Genomic DNA, 16,795 nt, shown 5'->3' with positions numbered 1-16,795 from the left:
GCCGCTCGCGGTCGCGCCGCCCAGTGATTCGTCCGACGGCCTTCCTCGAATCCCGCTCGTTCGAGCGATGCGCATCAGTGTGCATGGCGGCCATGCTCGGATACATGGCCACCGCGAGAACGACCATCACTCTCGATCAGGGATTACTGGACGAAGTCAAGCAGCAGGCTTCGCAGGCCCATCGGACGGTGAGCGACTTCGTGGGGGAAAGTCCGCGGGGGCGGTTGAGCAGCATGCGGAGGCAACCCGAGCCGTTCACGCTCGCGACCGTTGACCTGGGCGGCTACAAGCCAGATGTGGATATTTCGGACAATGCTTCGTTGCGGGATGTGATGGACGAAGAGTGATCGCCCGCGATGTGAAGGTCTTCGTCTCCGGCTGTGAAACGGAATTCTCCTCATTGGTGGGACAGGGGCTCGGTGGCGGAATCCTCCCGCTGGTTTTCTCCGGCGTTCCCGAAGTCGAACTCCCACTACGCACGCCGAACTCCGACCACTCACGCAGTCGGCACCGCCGCGGGTTCTCGCGTGCGGCTCTCGTGAGGAAGGCCCGACGTGGCGTAGGTGGGCTACTCGATGTCGGGCCTCGCCGGAGCGAGAGCCGTGCGAGAGGTTCCGCCACTTCAATCACCTTGACAGGCCGGAAACCAGAAGCTCCGATCACGCCACGTCGATCACGGCCCTCCCGCGGATCTCGCCCCGATCCAGCGCGGCGAACGCCTCGGCCGCCTCCTCCAGCGGGTAGTGCTTGCTGATCGCGTCCTGCGGCCGTAGCAGCCCACGGGCCACCAGATCCAGCAGCACCGGCATGTCCCTGCGCGGTTTGGCGCCGTAGGAGCCTTTGACCTGCAGCTTGCGCCTGGCGATGGTGCCCAGGTTCAGTTCCCCGGTGTCGCCTGGCGGCGCGATGCCCACCACGACGACCTGACCGCCCTCGACCACCGAGTCCCGCGCCACCTCGAAGGTCCGTGACGAGCCCAGCGCCTCGAAGGCGACGTCCACACCGCGTCCACCGGTGATTTCGCGCACCGCCGTCGCCGGGTCCGTCTCGCTCGAGTTGACCGTGCTGGTGGCGCCGAGCTCCTGAGCCGCCGCCAGCTTCTCCGCCGCGACGTCCACCGCGATGATCTCGGCGGCCCCGAAGACCCGCGCCAGCTGGATCAGCGCCGAGCCCACGCCGCCGGCCGCGACCACGGCCACCGTGTCGCCCACCCGCACGTCGGCGGCGTGCCGCAGCGCCCCGTAGGCGGTCATGGTCGAACAACCGACAGCCGCCACGTCGGCGAGTTCCACCCCCTCCGGCACCCGGTACACCGAGGTGGCGGGGGTTACCGCGCGTTGGGCCAGCCCACCCATCGAGTACATCCACACCGGTTCGCCGTCGCGCGAGAGCCTCGTCCGCCCGTCGTAGAGCTGGCCCTTGGCTCGGTTGTAGGCGAAGAACTCCAGGCAGATCTCCTCGTTGCCCGCCGCGCACTGCGCGCATCTGCCGCACGGCATGATGAAGCTGGTGACCACGCGGTCACCGACCTCCAGACCGCTGACCGAACTCCCTAGTTCGCTGACCACCCCGGCGACCTCGTGCCCGAGCACCGCGGGGGTGGGAAACGGCAACTCGCCCTTCAGCACGTGCAGGTCCGAGTGGCACGCACCGCAGGAAGTCACGTCGATGGCCACCTCGCCGTCGGCGGGACGCTCGGCTTCGATCTCCTCGATCCGCAGCGGCTCGTTCACTGCGGTGTGTACGGCGGCGCGCATGCGGGGCTCCTCATCACTCGGCGACAGACCAGCCAGTCGGTATGCTCGCCCAGAAGCTATCGCGCCGACGAAGCGCGGACCAGACTTGACATCGGGTAGCTACCCACCCCACCGGTATCGCACCGGTTGCGAATACCCTTGACAACGTAAGCATCGACCGTTGTCGACCGGGCCCGTGACGGCCCCAGCAAACCAAGGAGAACACCCGTTGAGCGAGCGCACTCTCGTCCTCGTCAAACCCGATGGCGTCGAGCGAGGTCTGGTCGGTGAGGTGATCAGCCGGATCGAGCGCAAGGGTCTCAAGCTGGTCGCGCTCGAAATGCGCCAGGTCGACCGCCAACTCGCCGAGCAGCACTACGCCGAGCACGACGGCAAGCCCTTCTTCGGTTCGTTGCTGGAGTTCATCATGTCGGGCCCGGTGGTGGCCGCCGTGGTGGAGGGCCCCAAGGCCGTAGCCGCTTTCCGGCAGCTCGCGGGCGGCACCGACCCGGTGGAGAAGGCCGAGGCGGGGACGCTGCGCGGCGACTACGGGCTGGAAGTGCAGTACAACCTGGTGCACGGTTCCGACTCCGCCGAGTCCGCCGAGCGTGAGCTCAAGCTGTGGTTCCCGGATCTGTCGGCATGACCGACCCGGAATTCATCAGCGGCCCCCACCGGGTGGACCAGCCGCATCCCGAGCTCGCGCAGGCGCTGGCCGACCTGCTGGGGCGGGTCACCGTGGCAGGTGGTGCCACCGGGTTCACCGCGGATGCCGAGTTGGAGACGCTGACCACCACCGCGCAGGCGATCGTCGACGACGCTTCCACCAGGCCGAAACGTCGCCACGTGCTCACGGCGGGCAAGCAACACACCCTCGCCGGTGCGGTGGTGCTGCGTCCGGGAGAACTCCCGGTGGAGCAGCACCGGGCCGAGCTGGAGTGGCTGCTGGTCGATCCGCAGGTGGTCGAACGTGGCATCGGTGCACAGCTGCTGGACGCCGTCGAGTCGCACGCCCGTGCGCTGGGGCTCAACCGGTTGCAGCTGCGGATGCGTTCGGCCCCCGACTCGGAGAGCTTCTACACCGAGCGGGGCTGGGTCGAACGTGGCCGCTGGCCCGGGTCGTTGCTCGTAGGGGAAGGCGAATCGAGGGACGAGGTCTGGTTGACCCGCGACCTCTGATCGGATGGTCCGAGTGGGCCGCGGTACGGGGCGCGGGCCCCGCTCGGGGCTGTGATCACCCGCCCGGGGGCGCGCTCGTTCGGGAAGGGGAACCTCGGCTGCGGTGGTGGTCTCCTGCGTGCCGCGCCGATGCGGCCGTGGGCCCCCGATGCGCGGTTCGACCGGCGCGCCGTACTTCCGGCGCATCAGTCGGGCCCGGTGGAGCCGTCGGTTGGCGGAGCCCTCGGGGTTCGCCGTGTCCTCGCGGTCCGAGACGCTCCTTTCGGAGCGGCCGTGTGCATCCGGCCTAAACTGTAGGGTGCGGGGTGCCTCCCGAGCGGTTTCGGTGGGGCGGACCTTCGATCGGATTACGGAGGAAACGCTGAGCCACTACCAGGCCGCGGCCGTGCCGGCGCGGAGAGCTTTTGACCGGGTCTTCGGACGTGATCAGTCACGGTTCGTCTCGCGCCGTGATCCGGCGCGTACTTTCGAGCACGCGTTACGCGGCTCCCCGGGTCGGTCGGTACGCAGCCGATCCACTCCCGTTGCCCGTTTTCCTGCGGTCGCAGCGGGTAGCCGGGCGGTGCCGGGAGGATGCCGCTACGAAGGGCGACGTGTTGTGAAACCCGTGGCACGGTGGTGGTCTACCGAGCCGCGGCTTTTCCGGGCGGGGTGTCCGGCTGAACGCGGTGCGTGACCGTTTTTCGGTGGACGCCCCACAGACGGACGATTGCCCGGATCGTGCGAGACAATATGGGATAATCGTAATGGTCGTACGGCACGTTAGTCCGGTCGTGCGACCCGACGACGTACTCGACGCCCTTCGCGTCGTCGCCGACTCGCCCGTGCCGGGGGTTGCGCGAGCCACACGGTTGGCGCAGGGTCGGCTCGACGGAGGAGGCGCGATCGCCGATCCGCTGTCCGCGGACAGGGCGGCGGCCGGATCTCGACAGGTGGATCTCACCCTAGGGTGACGGATTCGGCGGGGGCGCCGTCGACCCACCGTGCGGTTCCTGGGTTCGGACCAGGGAAGCAGGGGGAACGAACAGAATTGCCGCCACCAGTGGCGGAGGGCAGCGAACGTATGCAGACCCTCGTGCGGCCGCGTCCGCGTCGGACGCGCCCGGGGGCGAAGGAGCTGAATGTTGAACAGGGAGACGTCCGCTGGTAACTCCAGCGGACCTTCGGCTACATCGGAGCAGCAGGAGCGGGCACAGGGCGAATCCGCTCACCGGACTTTCGAGATGCCCGCCAAACTGCGGGTACACGCGCTGGCCAAGATGCTGGGGGCCACCAGTCGCGAGGTCATAGCCACACTCGGTGAGCTCGGTGAGTCCGTGCGCAGTGCGCAGTCCAACATCACCCGGGACGTCGCGCTCAACGTGGTGCGCTCGTTGCGTCCGGACCGGATCCAGTCCGAGGCGGAGGGGAAGTCCGAACAGCAGGCCACCGACGACCGGGGCACGGCCTCGGAGGCCCGGGACGGCCGTTCGGCGGCTGGTTCCGGTTCCCGGCGCTCGGACGTGTCCGAGGCGGCGCCCGCCGCGGACACGTCGACGACGGAGCAGGGGGCGGCTACCGACAGCGGTGAGGATGCGGCAGTGAAGAGCGGCACCGCCTCCGACGAGGTGCGTACGGACAGGGACAGCGGTTCGGACGGGAGCCCCGCCGGCGACGGCACTCCGGACGACAGTGCGCTCGCGCCGGCCTTCGCGGCCCCGCAGGCCATGTTCCTGGCCCCGTCCGAGACGAGCTCGCCGGCGCAGCCGGAATCCGAGAAATCCGCCCCCGAGGCAGAGGAGGAGTCCGAGGATTCCTCGTCCGACTCCGGTGGGACGGCTGATGAGGAGGAGCAGTCCGAGAGCGTCGCGACGCGCCGTCGGCGGCGCCGGGGCAGGCGCGGTCGCGGTCGGGGACGCGGCGGTGAGGGCGACTCCGAGAACTCCACCGAGCCCGAGGGCTCGACCGCCGAGTCCGGCACGGAAGCCGAGGCCACGGCCGAGCCGGACAACGTCGAGAAACCCTCCCGGGGCTCGAAGAAGGACAAGAAGAGCAAGAAGGACAAGAAGGACAAGTCCGCGGAGGGCGAGAACAAGTCCAACGGGCAGCGGAGTGGTGGTTCCCGCGGCTCCGGTTCGGAGGAACCGGCCGAGACGAGCGAGCGGGAAGCCGAACGCTCCGATGCGGTGGACGAGGACGCCGAATCCGGCAGTGGTGGTGCGGGCAGCAAACGCAGGCGCCGCAGGCGCCGCAAGTCCTCGGGCGAGTCCGAGAACGTGACCAGCCGGGACGACGATCCGCCGAACACCGTCGTGCACGTGCGCGAGACCGCGCCCGACAACTCCCGACAGGACGCGGAGGACGAGGTCCGCTCCGTCAAGGGCTCCACCCGACTGGAGGCCAAGCGGCAGCGGCGCCGGGACGGCAGGGAAGCCGGCCGCAAACGTGCTCCGGTGCTGTCCGAGTCCGAGTTCCTGGCGCGCCGGGAGTCGGTCGACCGCAAGATGGTCGTGCGTGAGAACGAGGGGCAGACCCAGGTCGCCGTCCTGGAGGACGACGTCCTGGTCGAGAACTTCGTGACCTCATCGGGTAGTGACTCCCTGGTCGGTAACGTCTACCTGGGGCGTGTGCAGAACGTGCTGCCGAGCATGGAGGCCGCGTTCGTCGACATCGGTAGGGGCCGTAACGCGGTGCTCTACGCGGGTGAGGTCGACTGGGAATCCGCCGGGCTGGCCGGTAAGTCCCGTCGGATCGAGCAGGCCCTCTCCACGGGCGACAGCGTGTTGGTGCAGGTGACCAAGGATCCGCTGGGGCACAAGGGCGCCAGGCTGACCACCCAGATCAGCCTTCCGGGACGTTTCCTGGTGTACGTGCCGGGCGGTGGTGCCACCGGCATCAGTCGCAAACTGCCGGACAACGAGCGCAAGCGTCTCAAGGACATCCTCAAGCGGATCGTCCCCGAGGACTCGGGTGTGATCATCCGCACCGCCTCGGAAGGAACCAGCGAGCAGGCACTGGACCGGGACGTCCGCCGGCTGCAGGCGCAGTGGGAGGACATCCGGGACAAGTCCGAGTCCGCCGGGGCGCAGGCCCCGCAGTTGCTCTACGCCGAACCGGACCTGCTGATCAAGGTCGTCCGGGACCTGTTCACCGAGGACTTCTCCTCGCTGACGGTGCAGGGCGGCCAGGCATGGGAAACGATCGAGGCCTACGTCAAGCACGTGGCACCGGATCTGCTGACCCGGCTGAGCAAGCACGTGGGCACCAAGGACGTCTTCACCGAGTACCGGATCGACGAGCAGATCTCCAAGGCCCTCGACCGCAAGGTCTGGTTGCCTTCCGGCGGCTACCTGGTGGTCGACCGCACCGAGGCGATGACCGTCATCGACGTCAACACCGGCAAGTTCACCGGTTCCGGCGGCAACCTCGAGGAGACGGTGACCCGCAACAACTTGGAGGCCGCCGAGGAGATCGTGCGTCAGCTCAGGTTGCGCGACATCGGTGGCATCATCGTCATCGACTTCATCGACATGGTCCTGGAGGCCAACCGGGATCTGGTGCTGCGCAGGTTGACCGAGTGCCTCGGAAGGGACCGGACCCGGCATCAGGTCGCCGAGGTGACCTCGCTCGGTTTGGTGCAGATGACCCGCAAGCGGGTCGGTACGGGTCTGCTGGAGGCCTACAGCAGTACCTGTGAGCACTGCCGTGGGCGCGGTGTTCTGGTCTCCACGGAGCCGATCGATCACAGTCAGCACGTCGCGGCCACGAGTGGCTCCCGCCGCGGTAAGCAGCGCAACAAGTCGGGCCAGCAGTCGGAGAGCACCGGTGAGGTGACGGAACCCGCTCGTGCGGAGACCCCGGCGGTCGAGAACGAGACCACCCGTACCGACGGTGACACCGGATCCGACTCCCGCTCTCGTCGACGTCAGCGACGTCAGAACGGTTCGGGCAGCGCGGAGCAGGGGACGCGTCGGACCGCCGAGTCCGCCAAGGACGTCGTGGCCGAGCAACCTGCCAAGTCGGGTTCCAACGGAAGCGCGCGTTCGTCGGATTCCTCGGAGGCCCCGGCGGCTCCGGAGGCCCCGGTGGATCCGGTGCCGCAGCGGGCCGCTGCCGCCGAGAGCGCTCCTGCCAAGGGCGCTGCCGCCGAGCCCGCCGCTGCTGACGACGCCGCTGCCGACAACGCCGCCGATGGCAAGCCCGCAGCGGACCGAGCGACCTCGGACGAGTCCGCTCGGAACGAACCCGAACCGGCTCAGCGGGGGAGGCGCAAGGCCAGCAGGCCGACCGGTATCACCGGCACTGCTGCCCAACCGGTCGTGCTGGCCCCCACGGAGCGGACGGCGGACAACGTCTCCGAACCCACGGGCTCCACGAGTTCCACCGCGGTTTCCGCCGGGCCGGTACGACGTTCGTCCCGGCGTGCGGCCGGACGAGCGGCCGGACCTCCCGCCGAAGCAGGCACGGGCTCCGAGTCGGAGTGATATCGCCCCGCTCGCTTCGTGGCGAGTCGTAGCGAAGTGTTGTCGTCCCGGTTCGCCGGGACACCCGGTGGACGGTCTCCCGCCCGCACCCACCGAGGCAGGGCCGATCTTGAGTGGGCAGTCGTACCACGTCAGTCCTTCCCGGTAGGTGCGAGGTGGGAGCCCTGCCTCGGGTGCCCGTTTTGCCGTGGACGTCGACGCCAGGCCGAGAGGCGGGCTACTGGGGGGCTTTCTTCGGCGGTCGGGCACGCCGAGGAGCACCGGCGAGCCGGTGTTTTCGGACAAGTCCGGTATTTCGTGTAGCGCGGGTAAAGCTCGATTCGCCCGTTCGAACCGCCGCTGGGGGCGTTCTTTTCGGGGTGGGAAACGGTTTCTGGGGTTCGGCGAGAACTGTTCCCGGGCGGGCGATATTCGTTGTCCCGCCCGATTTCGGTTTTCGTGTTATGCGGGCGGGGCCGCGGCTTCGACTTCTCCGCAGGCTTCGGCGATGAGGACAGCCTCGTTCGATTTCTTCCGCTTCGCGACCGGTGCTCGCTCAATCGCGTTGGTTGCGAACAGCTTGATCGGCTCCGGTCTGATTCTTTCGCGCGAGATTCTTGTGATGCGAACGCTGTCTCGGGGTGGCGGCTTTACCGGTGCAAGAGGACACGCATTGTGGCAGAGAGTGACTAACTTCACGAAACTCATTCGTGTTTAGGATCGCGGTATGGCGTTCGCTGTGATTTCCGTCTATGGTTACTCCTCGGTAGGAGTAATGCAGATCACTCACCGTGTTCTGTGTCTCACCACTCCGGTGGGGACTGTCCGAGCAAGTACCGCACACACCGAGGTGAATGCATGGCGGCGAATCGCGAGATCGGAACCGATGACGGCAATGCACCCAACGGGCGTACCCGATGGCGCGTCTTCGCGTTGATGTTGCTCGGAAGTTTTTCCGCGATCGCGTTGATGCTGACCGGTCTTTCCAAGGGGGCGGTGGCCGCCAACTTCGCCGTGTCGGGAGTCACCTACAAGGCATCGGCCGACGAATTGGTGGCGGAGGGCGTGGCCCAATTCGGCGCCTACGACAAGGGATCCGGCGAGAAGAACCACCCCGTGTTGGTCAACGCGTTCAAGCACGCCGAGCTGAGCAATTTCTGCCAGTCCTTCGTGGTGCCGGACCTGCCCGGGATCGGTGACGCCACCGTCCGTATCGAGGCGCCCGGCGGTATGGCGGCGCAGCGCCTCGTGCTCGGCGTGGAGAAGGTCAAGGGCGACCTCACCCTCAACAACGTGCAGATCGGTAGGGACGCCTCCCAGCTGGACCTCGGCCCCGAGGGCGTGGGCGGCTCGCCGGGCGCGTTCGGTATCCAGGCCACCGGCGCGCGGATCGACGGTCTGCGGCAACAGGCGTGGTCGACCACCGCCTCCACGCTCAATCTCCGAGATGTCGAGATCACGACCAAACCCGGTCATCACCCCTGCTTCTGATTCCCGCGGTGGACCGCTCCCGACTCCACGGCGAGCGGCCCCGCCTCGGTCGAAGGAGCGGAGCGGCCCACGGCTCGGCCCCACCGGGAGGGAGGACCAACGGTGAGAGGAACCATCGGCAACCGTGGCGGTGTCCCGGCCACACTGGCCGGATTCCGGCGCTGGCGTCGCACGAGACCCTTCTGGGGTGGGCTGTTCACCCTGCTCGCGGCGCTGCTGCTGTTGTATCCGCCCTACGCCTCGTTGAAGTTCGGCGACATCGAGGTGTCACTGCGTACGACGGCCGGCATCTCCGCCCTGGTGATCGGAGTGGTCATGATCGCCTGCGCGCTCTCGTTCTGGATCCGTCCCGAGTGGCGGTTGTCCGCGGGCATCGTGGCGCTGTTGCTGTCCCTGGTGGCATTGGTGGTCGTCAATCTCGGTTCCTTCCTGATCGGGACGACGCTGGGAGTGATCGGTTCCTCGCTCGCGATCGCCTGGTCGCCCCGGCGCGCGCCGGGGCGTGAAACCCGGGAAACCACCGCCGACCGCCCCGGAGTTTCCGAGCACGGCCGGCGGAGCCCCACCGGGTACAAGCCCTCCCCGGTCCCTCGGACGAACGGGACGGGTGACGGGGGGAGGACACACGAGGGAGAGACGGTAGAGGTCACCGAGGCGACGCGAATCGGCGAAGGAGACAAGTGAGGGAGGAACAGCGAACCCGGCGGGGTCGTCCGGGAGGAGTGTCGGGACTCGTGCCCACTCATCCCCGTCTCGGCGCCGTGGCCGCGCTGCTCGCCGGGCTGGTGGTGCTGGGAAGTGCGGGCGGGCTCAGCCGGCCCGCGCTCGTGGCGGCACAACAGCCGCAGCCCTCGCGGTCGGAAGTGGCCCCGACCGAATCGGGGTCACCGTCCGCCGGACCGGAATCCACCGCTACTTCGGATGAGGCCGCGCCTTCGGAAGCCACGGTTCCCTCGGCATCGCAGGCACCTCCCTCGGAGAGCGGGATGAGCTCCTCCCCATCGAACTCCCCGGACATCGGTGCCACGGCCCCCACGCACGAGAGGGGAGAGACCCGGCTCCCGCTGGCCTCGGAACAGTCCCCGGACGTACGTCCGGGACCGGGGCGCAGCTGGACGCTGACCGCGAGCTCCCTGACGCTGCGCGGGGTGCACTACCAAGGTTTCGCCATGCGGGAGGTCGCGGGTGAGCAGGTGCGCACGATGCACTTCACCGTCGACGAGCTGCTGATCCGTGACCTCGTGCAGCGTGGTGACCTGGGCAACGGAAAGGTGGCTCGGGTGGCGGCGGCCCCGGGGTCGGTGTCGAGCGTCACCGAGGGGCCCATCGAGCTCTACACCCGAAAACTGACCGGCACGCTCAACGTGGTCGGCTATCCACTGGTTCCCGTGGAAATGTCGCCCGAGGCGTTCCTGCTGCCCGACGTGGACCTCGGCTTCCTGGAACTGCCCGAGCTGACGTTCAGCGACGCGGTGGTGCGTAACGCCGAGCTCAGCGGCGGTAAACTGTTCATACCGGGTGCGGAGATAAGCCTGGAATGATCGACTGTTCCACCGGCTCGGCACGGTTCGGCCCCTGCGGCGGGGCACCGGATGTCGGACTGTATGATAAGCGGGAAATTCTCGCCGCCGGACGGGCGGCAGGGGTTCCACGCCTGTAGGAGACGGGGCTCATCCGGATGGGGCTCACCCTGGAGGGTCGGCTTCGTCGCTGTGGTGGGAACCCCCTGTGACGCCGCCTGGTCGGCGTACTGGGATCTCCGGACAGCCGGGGAGGGCGTCCGTCGCAGACTGGTGAACTAGCGAAACCGAGCAGCAGGAGACTTCCGACTCATGTACGCGATCGTCAAGACCGGCGGCAAACAGTACAAGGTGGCCGTCGGGGACGTCGTCGAGGTTGAGAAGCTCGAGGGCGAGCAGGGTTCCGAGGTCACCCTCCCGGCGCTGATGGTCGTCGACGGCTCCGAAGTCACCGCCGACGCCGAAGCGCTGCGGAAGGTCTCGGTGACCGGCAAGCTGGTCGAGCAGACCAAGGGTCCCAAGATCCGGATCCACAAGTTCAAGAACAAGACCGGCTATCACAAGCGGCTGGGACATCGGCAGAAGCTGACCCGCGTCGAGGTCACCGGCATCACCAAGTGAGGGCGTGAGAATACATGTCAACCAAGAAGGGCGCGTCCAACTCTCGGAACGGCCGTGACTCGAATCCCAAGTTCCTGGGAGTGAAGCGTTTCGGCGGCCAGAAGGTAAACGCAGGCGAGATCCTGGTGCGGCAGCGCGGCACCAAGTTCCACCCCGGCGGCAACGTGGGGCGCGGCGGCGACGACACGCTGTTCGCACTCTCGTCCGGCTCGGTGGAGTTCGCGCGCAGGCGCGGCCGGAAGTTTGTCAACGTCGTACCGAGCGAGGCCTGAACCGGCTTCGCGACGTGCCCCGGAGCGGGCTCCCGTACCGGAACTCCCTCGCACGAGGTGATCGACTCCGGTAGGGCGATCCGCTTTCGGGCACGCACTTGTTTTCCGCGAGGGGCGGGTCCGGTCCGTGCACCGTGACCCGCCCCTCGCTTGGTTTCTCCCCGGTCCTGGAGGTTTTCGTGTCGCGCTTCGTCGATCGCGTGACGATCCATGTCGCCGCAGGTGACGGAGGTAATGGTTGCGCCTCGATCCACCGGGAGAAGTTCAAGCCGCTGGGGGGACCGGACGGCGGCAACGGCGGCAAGGGCGGTGACGTCACGCTCGTGGTGGATTCCGGGGTGCACACCCTGCTGGACTTCCACTACCGCCCGCACCTCACCGCGACCCGCGGTACCCAGGGCCGCGGCAGTATGCGCAACGGCGCTGCCGGTGCGGACCTGGAACTGCCGGTTCCGGAGGGAACCGTCGTCTCCACCCCCGACGGGGAGGTGCTGGCCGACCTCGTCGGGGAGGGCACCAGGTTCGTGGTCGCAAGTGGCGGCCGCGGTGGCCTGGGCAATGCCGCGCTCGTTTCCAGGGCCCGGAAGGCTCCCGGTTTCGCGTTGCTGGGTGAGCCCGGACAGCGGCAGGACGTGGTGCTGGAGCTGAAGTCCGTCGCCGACGTGGGGCTGGTGGGTTTCCCCTCGGCCGGTAAGTCCTCCCTGGTGTCGGTGCTTTCCGCCGCCAAACCCCGCATCGCCGAATACCCGTTCACCACGCTCACCCCCAACCTGGGTGTGGTGAGCGCGGACGACAAGGTCTTCACCGTCGCCGATGTCCCCGGGCTCATTCCCGGCGCCAGCGAGGGACGTGGCCTCGGACTGGAGTTCCTGCGGCATCTCGAACGATGCGCGGTGCTGGTCCACGTGGTCGACTGCGCGAGTTTCGAGCCCGAGCGGGACCCGCTCTCCGACATCGACGCGCTGGAAAGCGAGCTGGACCGCTACACCCCTGCCCTGAGCGAGGAACAGGGCGCGGTGGACCTCGCCGAACGTCCGCGCCTGATCGTGCTCAACAAGATGGACATCCCCGACGGCCGCGCCATGGCCGATCTGGTTCACGAGCAGGTGCGCGAACGCGGCTGGCCGGTGTTCGAGGTCTCCACCGCCACCCACGACGGACTCCGGGAACTCCGCTTCGCCCTGGCCGAGGAGGTGGAGCGGTTCCGGGCGAGTCTGCCCGCTCCCGAGCCCAGCCGCCCGACGGTGCGGCCGAAGGCCGTGGACAGCGGTGGTTTCACCGTGGAAGCCGATCCCGAGGAACCCGATGCCTACGTGGTGCGGGGGGACAAGCCCGAGCGGTGGGTGATGCAGACCAGCTTCGACAACGAGGAGGCCGTCGACTACCTCTCCGACAGGCTGGCCAAACTCGGTGTCGAGGAGGAACTGGCCAGGCAGGGAGCCCAGCCCGGCAGTCAGGTCACGATCGGCTCGGTCACCTTCGACTGGGAACCCACCACCCCGGAGGGCAACGCGGCCGTGCGTGCCACTCGTGCCGGGGGGCCGCCCCGGACCTCGGCCGACCAGCGCAAGGCCGCCAAACGTGCCCGACGTACCGGGACCACCGACGAGTCCGGGCACCCCATGGCCGAGTACGACACGAGCGAGGGCTCCGACGACGAGGACGACTCGCTATGAGTTCCGGTGAACTCGCCGCCCTGTCATCTCCGACCCGGAACGCGATCTCGGCGGCGCACCGGGTCGTGGTCAAGATCGGTTCCTCCTCGCTGACGACGGCCGAGGGCGGTCTCGACGAGAACCGTCTTACGGCTCTGGTGGAAACCCTCGCCGCGCGGATGGCGAAGGGCAGTCAGCTCGTGCTCGTCTCGTCCGGAGCCATCGCGGCGGGGATCGCTCCGCTGGAACTGGGGAAACGGCCCAAGGACCTGGCCACCCAGCAGGCTGCCGCCAGCGTGGGGCAGCAGGCGCTGGCACACGCCTACGCCGCCTCGTTCGCGAGGTTCCGCCTCACCGTGGGACAGGTACTGCTGACCGCCGACGACGTCGTCCGCAGGGCGCACTACCGCAACGCGCACCGCACGCTGCACCGGTTGTTGAACCTCGGCGCCGTCCCGGTGGTCAACGAGAACGACACGGTCGCCACCGCCGAGATCCGCTTCGGTGACAACGACCGGCTGGCCGCGCTGGTGTCCCACCTCGTCGGTGCCGACGCCCTGGTGCTGCTCTCCGACGTCGACGCGCTCTACGACGGCGACCCGCGTGACGGTGCGGCCGGTCCGGTTCGTGAGATCTCGGCAGCGCGCGATCTGGAAGGGATCACCGTCGGGACGAGCGGAACCTCCGGGGTGGGAACCGGCGGGATGGCCTCCAAGGTGCAGGCCGCCCGGGTGGCCTGTTCGGCCGGTATACCCGTGCTGCTCACCTCGGCGGACCTGGCAGGCGATGCCCTCGGCAGTGCCGACGTGGGCACCGTGTTCGCGGCGACCGGACCGCGGTTGTCCGCACGACGTTTCTGGCTGGCCCACGCCGCCGGAGCGCAGGGCAGGCTGCACCTCGACGAGGGAGCCGTCGACGCCGTGCTGCGGCGACGGCGTTCCCTGCTGGCCGCGGGTATCACCGGGGTCGAGGGGGCGTTCGAGGGCGGCGACGTCGTCGAACTGGCCGGACCGTCCGGCTCGGTGGTGGCACGTGGCGTGGTGTGCTTCGACGCTGCCGAACTGCCCGGCCTGATCGGCCGTTCCAGTCACGAGCTCCCGCTCGAACAGCGGCGTGAGGTCGTGCACGCAGATGATCTGGCCCCCCTCACCTGAGTTTCGCTCGGAACGGTGCTTTGCTCGGTTGGCCGGGTGGCGGAACCTCTCGCACGGCTCTCGCTCCGGTGAGGCCCGACATCGAGTAGCCACCTACGCCACGTCGGGCCTTCCTCACGAGAGCCGCACCGGAGAACCCGCGGCGGTGCCGACCGCGTAGGGGGTAGGAGTTCGGTTTGCGGACGTGGTGGGAGCTCCGCTTCGCCTCGAAGTGGCCCGGCGATTTCGCGAGAAATTGACGCCCCCGATAACGCTGCCGAGAAGCGACCACGCGGGTCGCACCGGCTACCCGACCACCGCGCCGGAGCGACCGACCCAGGAACACAGCGAGACGCCGTCGGAGGTTCCACCGCGGAAGCACCCACGACAACGGTCCCGAGAATTCTCAAGTGCTCGCGAGGGTGAGGGGGAGCACCCCGGAGGCCCCGGACTTGCGCAGCATGCGGGCCACCACCGTGAGGGTCCACCCCGTGTCGGTGTAGTCGTCCACCAGCAACACCGGTCCGTCGAGGTCGGTGAGGGGGAGTTCCTCCGGCAGGCTGAAGCGTGACCACAACCCGGCCAACCGCCGTGCGCTGTTGTGACTGCCTCGTGGGGCCCGGCTCGGATCGGGTGCCACATGACCGAGCAGCCGCAGCCTGCCGATGGTGGCGATCCGCTCCGCCAAGCCGGAAACCAGCGTCGGCCGCGAGGACGAGCCCACGGCCACGACTCCCGCCGGCCGGTCCTTCCAGTTCCATTCGGCGAGAACCCGTACACAGGCCTGCACCAGTTCCTCCGGTGCCTCGCGGTCGGAAGCGTCCGCACGCAGCAGCTCGCGCAGCTTGTCACCCCAGCCGATGTCGCTCAGCCTGCCGAGCGCACGTCCCGGTTCGTGTTGTTCGGCAGGCGGGATCTTGCCGGAGACCGGGATCCCGACCTCCCGCATCCCGTTCGGCCACATCTTGCGGGGGCTCAGTGTGATCCCGGCGCGTTCCAGCCGCTGCCGGGCGGACTCGGAGGTGTCCGGGCTCACCTCGGTGGAGTACCTCGTTCCGGTGCAGTTGTCGCAACGCCCGCACGGTGCGGCGTGCGGATCGTCCAGCTCGGCACGCAGGAACTCCATGCGGCACTTCGCGGTTCGCTGGTACTCCAGCATCGACTGCTGTTCGACCTCTCGTTGCCGCGCGATCCGTTCGTAACGTTCGCTCTCGTAGGACCACGCGACGCCGGTAGCGGTCCAGCCGCCCTTCACGCGCCGCACCGCACCGTCCACATCGAGCACCTTGAGCACCATCTCCAGCCGGGACCTGCTCAACTCCACGTGCGGTTCCAGCGCGGCGGTGGAAAGCGGCTTGTCGGCGCTCTCCAGCGTCGCCAGTACCGCGCGCACGGTCTCCTCGCCGGGGAAGGTCAGTGAAGTGAAGTAGTCCCAGATCCGACGGTCCTCGTCGCCGGGCAGCAGCACCACCTCGGCGCGTTCGACACCGCGTCCGGCGCGGCCGATCTGCTGGTAGTAGGCGATGGGGGAGGCGGGGGCACCCAGGTGTAGCACGAAACCGAGGTCCGGTTTGTCGAAGCCCATACCCAGCGCGGAGGTAGCCACCAGTGCCTTGACCTCGTTGTTCAGCAGTGCCGACTCCGCTGCGGCCCGCTCGTTCGCCTCGGTGCGGCCGGAGTAGGAGCTGACCGTGAAACCGCGGTCCGTCAGGAAGTCCGCGACCTCCTCCGCGGTGGAGACCGTCAGGGTGTAGATGATCCCGGAACCGGGAAGTCGTTCGAGGTTGTCGGCCAGCCACGCCAGGCGTTCCCGGGTGGAGTGCAGCGGAACCACGCCGAGTCGGAGGCTCTCGCGGTCCAGCGAGCCGCGCAACACCAGCGGGGGGTTGGGGGAGGCCGAGTCCTCGGTGACGCCGAGCTGCTCGGAGACGTCGTGCACCACGCGGTCGTTGGCGGTAGCGGTCGTGGCCAGTACCGGCACCCCCTCGGGCAGTTCGGTCAGCAGGGTTCGCAGTCTGCGGTAGTCGGGTCGGAAGTCGTGCCCCCAGTCGGAGATGCAGTGGGCCTCGTCGACCACCACGAGCCCGGTGTTGCGGGTGAGTTCCGGCAGTACGTTGTCCCTGAAGTCGGGGTTGTTCAGTCGCTCCGGGCTGACCAACAGTACGTCCACATCGCCGACGGCGACTTCCTCCTCGATCGAGGCCCACTCCTCCTGGTTGGCCGAGTTTATGGTGGCGGCGTGCACACCCGCCGCGGCTGCGGCCTCGACCTGGTTGCGCATCAGCGCCAGCAGTGGGGAGACGATGACGGTCGGTCCTTCGCCCAGGTCGCGCAGCAGGGCCGTGGCCACGAAGTAGACGGCCGACTTGCCCCAACCGGTCCGCTGCACCACGAGGGCTCGACGCCGCTCCAGCACCAGGGCGCGGATGGCGCTCCACTGGTCCTCGCGCAGCGTGGCCGTCGGTCCGGCCAGCGCGCGGAGGTGTTCCTCGGCCATTTCTCGAAGCGCCTGTTCGTCCACGGGCCGATTCTTACCGAAACCCGCTGTCGTCGGGCCCAACGGGTGGGTGCTCGCCCATCGCATGTCGGCTTCTCCGGGGCTGTTGAAGCACCGCGACGCCCACGTGGCTCGCGTACGGTTCGGGGCCCAACGGTGCGGCCCAGCGGCGCGGCCCGGCGAACCAGCGGCGCGGCCCGGCGAACCAGCGGCGGAGGGTCGAGCGTAGCGAGAGGGGGCCGCCGAGCA

The 16,795-nt window shown here is 68.5% G+C and carries 13 protein-coding genes; 11 read left to right on the top strand and 2 right to left on the bottom strand.

The features are described 5' to 3' along the window. Window positions 1–23: 23 nt before the first annotated feature. Window positions 24–347 (top strand): hypothetical protein, encoded by a 324-nt coding sequence (locus BLR41_RS18860; protein WP_143013130.1) that lies wholly within the window; start codon window positions 24–26, stop codon window positions 345–347. 312 nt (window positions 348–659) lie between these two features. Here BLR41_RS18860 and BLR41_RS18855 read toward each other — a convergent pair whose 3' ends face one another. Continuing rightward, on the bottom strand, window positions 660–1,757 hold the full coding sequence (locus BLR41_RS18855; RefSeq protein WP_092630807.1) for a zinc-binding dehydrogenase: 1,098 nt from the start codon (window positions 1,755–1,757) through the stop codon (window positions 660–662). Window positions 1,758–1,965: 208 nt separating this feature from the next. Here BLR41_RS18855 and ndk point away from each other — a divergent pair, with 208 nt between their 5' ends. The 10 genes from ndk to proB all read left to right on the top strand — a co-directional run bounded on the left by ndk (window position 1,966) and on the right by proB (window position 14,070). Next, on the top strand, window positions 1,966–2,382 hold the full coding sequence (gene ndk, locus BLR41_RS18850) for a nucleoside-diphosphate kinase (RefSeq protein ID WP_092630804.1): 417 nt from the start codon (window positions 1,966–1,968) through the stop codon (window positions 2,380–2,382). Beyond that, window positions 2,379–2,915, top strand: coding sequence for a GNAT family N-acetyltransferase (locus BLR41_RS18845; RefSeq protein WP_092630801.1), 537 nt, complete (start codon window positions 2,379–2,381; stop codon window positions 2,913–2,915). The genes ndk and BLR41_RS18845 overlap by 4 nt, the downstream gene beginning before the upstream one ends. Window positions 2,916–4,036: 1,121 nt before the next feature. Further along, on the top strand, window positions 4,037–7,378 hold the full coding sequence (locus BLR41_RS18835) for a translation initiation factor IF-2 N-terminal domain-containing protein (RefSeq protein WP_092630797.1): 3,342 nt from the start codon (window positions 4,037–4,039) through the stop codon (window positions 7,376–7,378). A gap of 837 nt (window positions 7,379–8,215) precedes the next feature. Continuing rightward, a complete protein-coding gene (locus BLR41_RS18830; protein ID WP_092630794.1) occupies window positions 8,216–8,848 on the top strand; it encodes a DUF6230 family protein in 633 nt (210 codons plus the stop codon). Between the two features lie 102 nt (window positions 8,849–8,950). After that, window positions 8,951–9,532, top strand: coding sequence for a DUF6114 domain-containing protein (locus tag BLR41_RS23565; protein ID WP_245694491.1), 582 nt, complete (start codon window positions 8,951–8,953; stop codon window positions 9,530–9,532). Window positions 9,533–9,582: 50 nt separating this feature from the next. Further along, the gene (locus tag BLR41_RS23200) at window positions 9,583–10,389 is read left to right on the top strand and encodes a hypothetical protein (RefSeq protein WP_218120248.1); all 807 of its coding nucleotides are present in this window, start codon (window positions 9,583–9,585) and stop codon (window positions 10,387–10,389) included. A 291-nt stretch (window positions 10,390–10,680) separates the two neighbouring features. Then, window positions 10,681–10,989: a 50S ribosomal protein L21 gene (rplU, locus tag BLR41_RS18815; RefSeq protein ID WP_092630791.1), complete on the top strand. Its 309-nt coding sequence runs from the start codon at window positions 10,681–10,683 to the stop codon at window positions 10,987–10,989. Between the two features lie 14 nt (window positions 10,990–11,003). Continuing rightward, window positions 11,004–11,261: a 50S ribosomal protein L27 gene (gene rpmA, locus BLR41_RS18810; protein ID WP_092630789.1), complete on the top strand. Its 258-nt coding sequence runs from the start codon at window positions 11,004–11,006 to the stop codon at window positions 11,259–11,261. A gap of 167 nt (window positions 11,262–11,428) precedes the next feature. Beyond that, window positions 11,429–12,937: a GTPase ObgE gene (gene obgE, locus BLR41_RS18805; RefSeq protein WP_092631031.1), complete on the top strand. Its 1,509-nt coding sequence runs from the start codon at window positions 11,429–11,431 to the stop codon at window positions 12,935–12,937. Further along, window positions 12,934–14,070 carry a glutamate 5-kinase gene (gene proB, locus BLR41_RS18800; protein ID WP_092630786.1) on the top strand — a complete coding sequence of 379 codons (1,137 nt, stop codon included), beginning with the start codon at window positions 12,934–12,936 and terminating at the stop codon, window positions 14,068–14,070. The genes obgE and proB overlap by 4 nt, the downstream gene beginning before the upstream one ends. Before the next feature lie 385 nt (window positions 14,071–14,455). Here the strand turns inward: proB and BLR41_RS18795 are convergent, their stop codons facing one another. After that, window positions 14,456–16,570, bottom strand: a complete 2,115-nt coding sequence (locus BLR41_RS18795) for a RecQ family ATP-dependent DNA helicase (protein WP_245694490.1) — start codon at window positions 16,568–16,570, stop codon at window positions 14,456–14,458. Between the last annotated feature and the right edge of the window lie 225 nt (window positions 16,571–16,795).

It is taken from the genome of Actinopolyspora mzabensis (assembly GCF_900101095.1).
Lineage (GTDB): Bacteria > Actinomycetota > Actinomycetes > Mycobacteriales > Pseudonocardiaceae > Actinopolyspora > Actinopolyspora mzabensis.
Note: the sequence above shows the minus strand (reverse complement) of the source record. Positions and strands in the feature narration are given on the sequence as shown.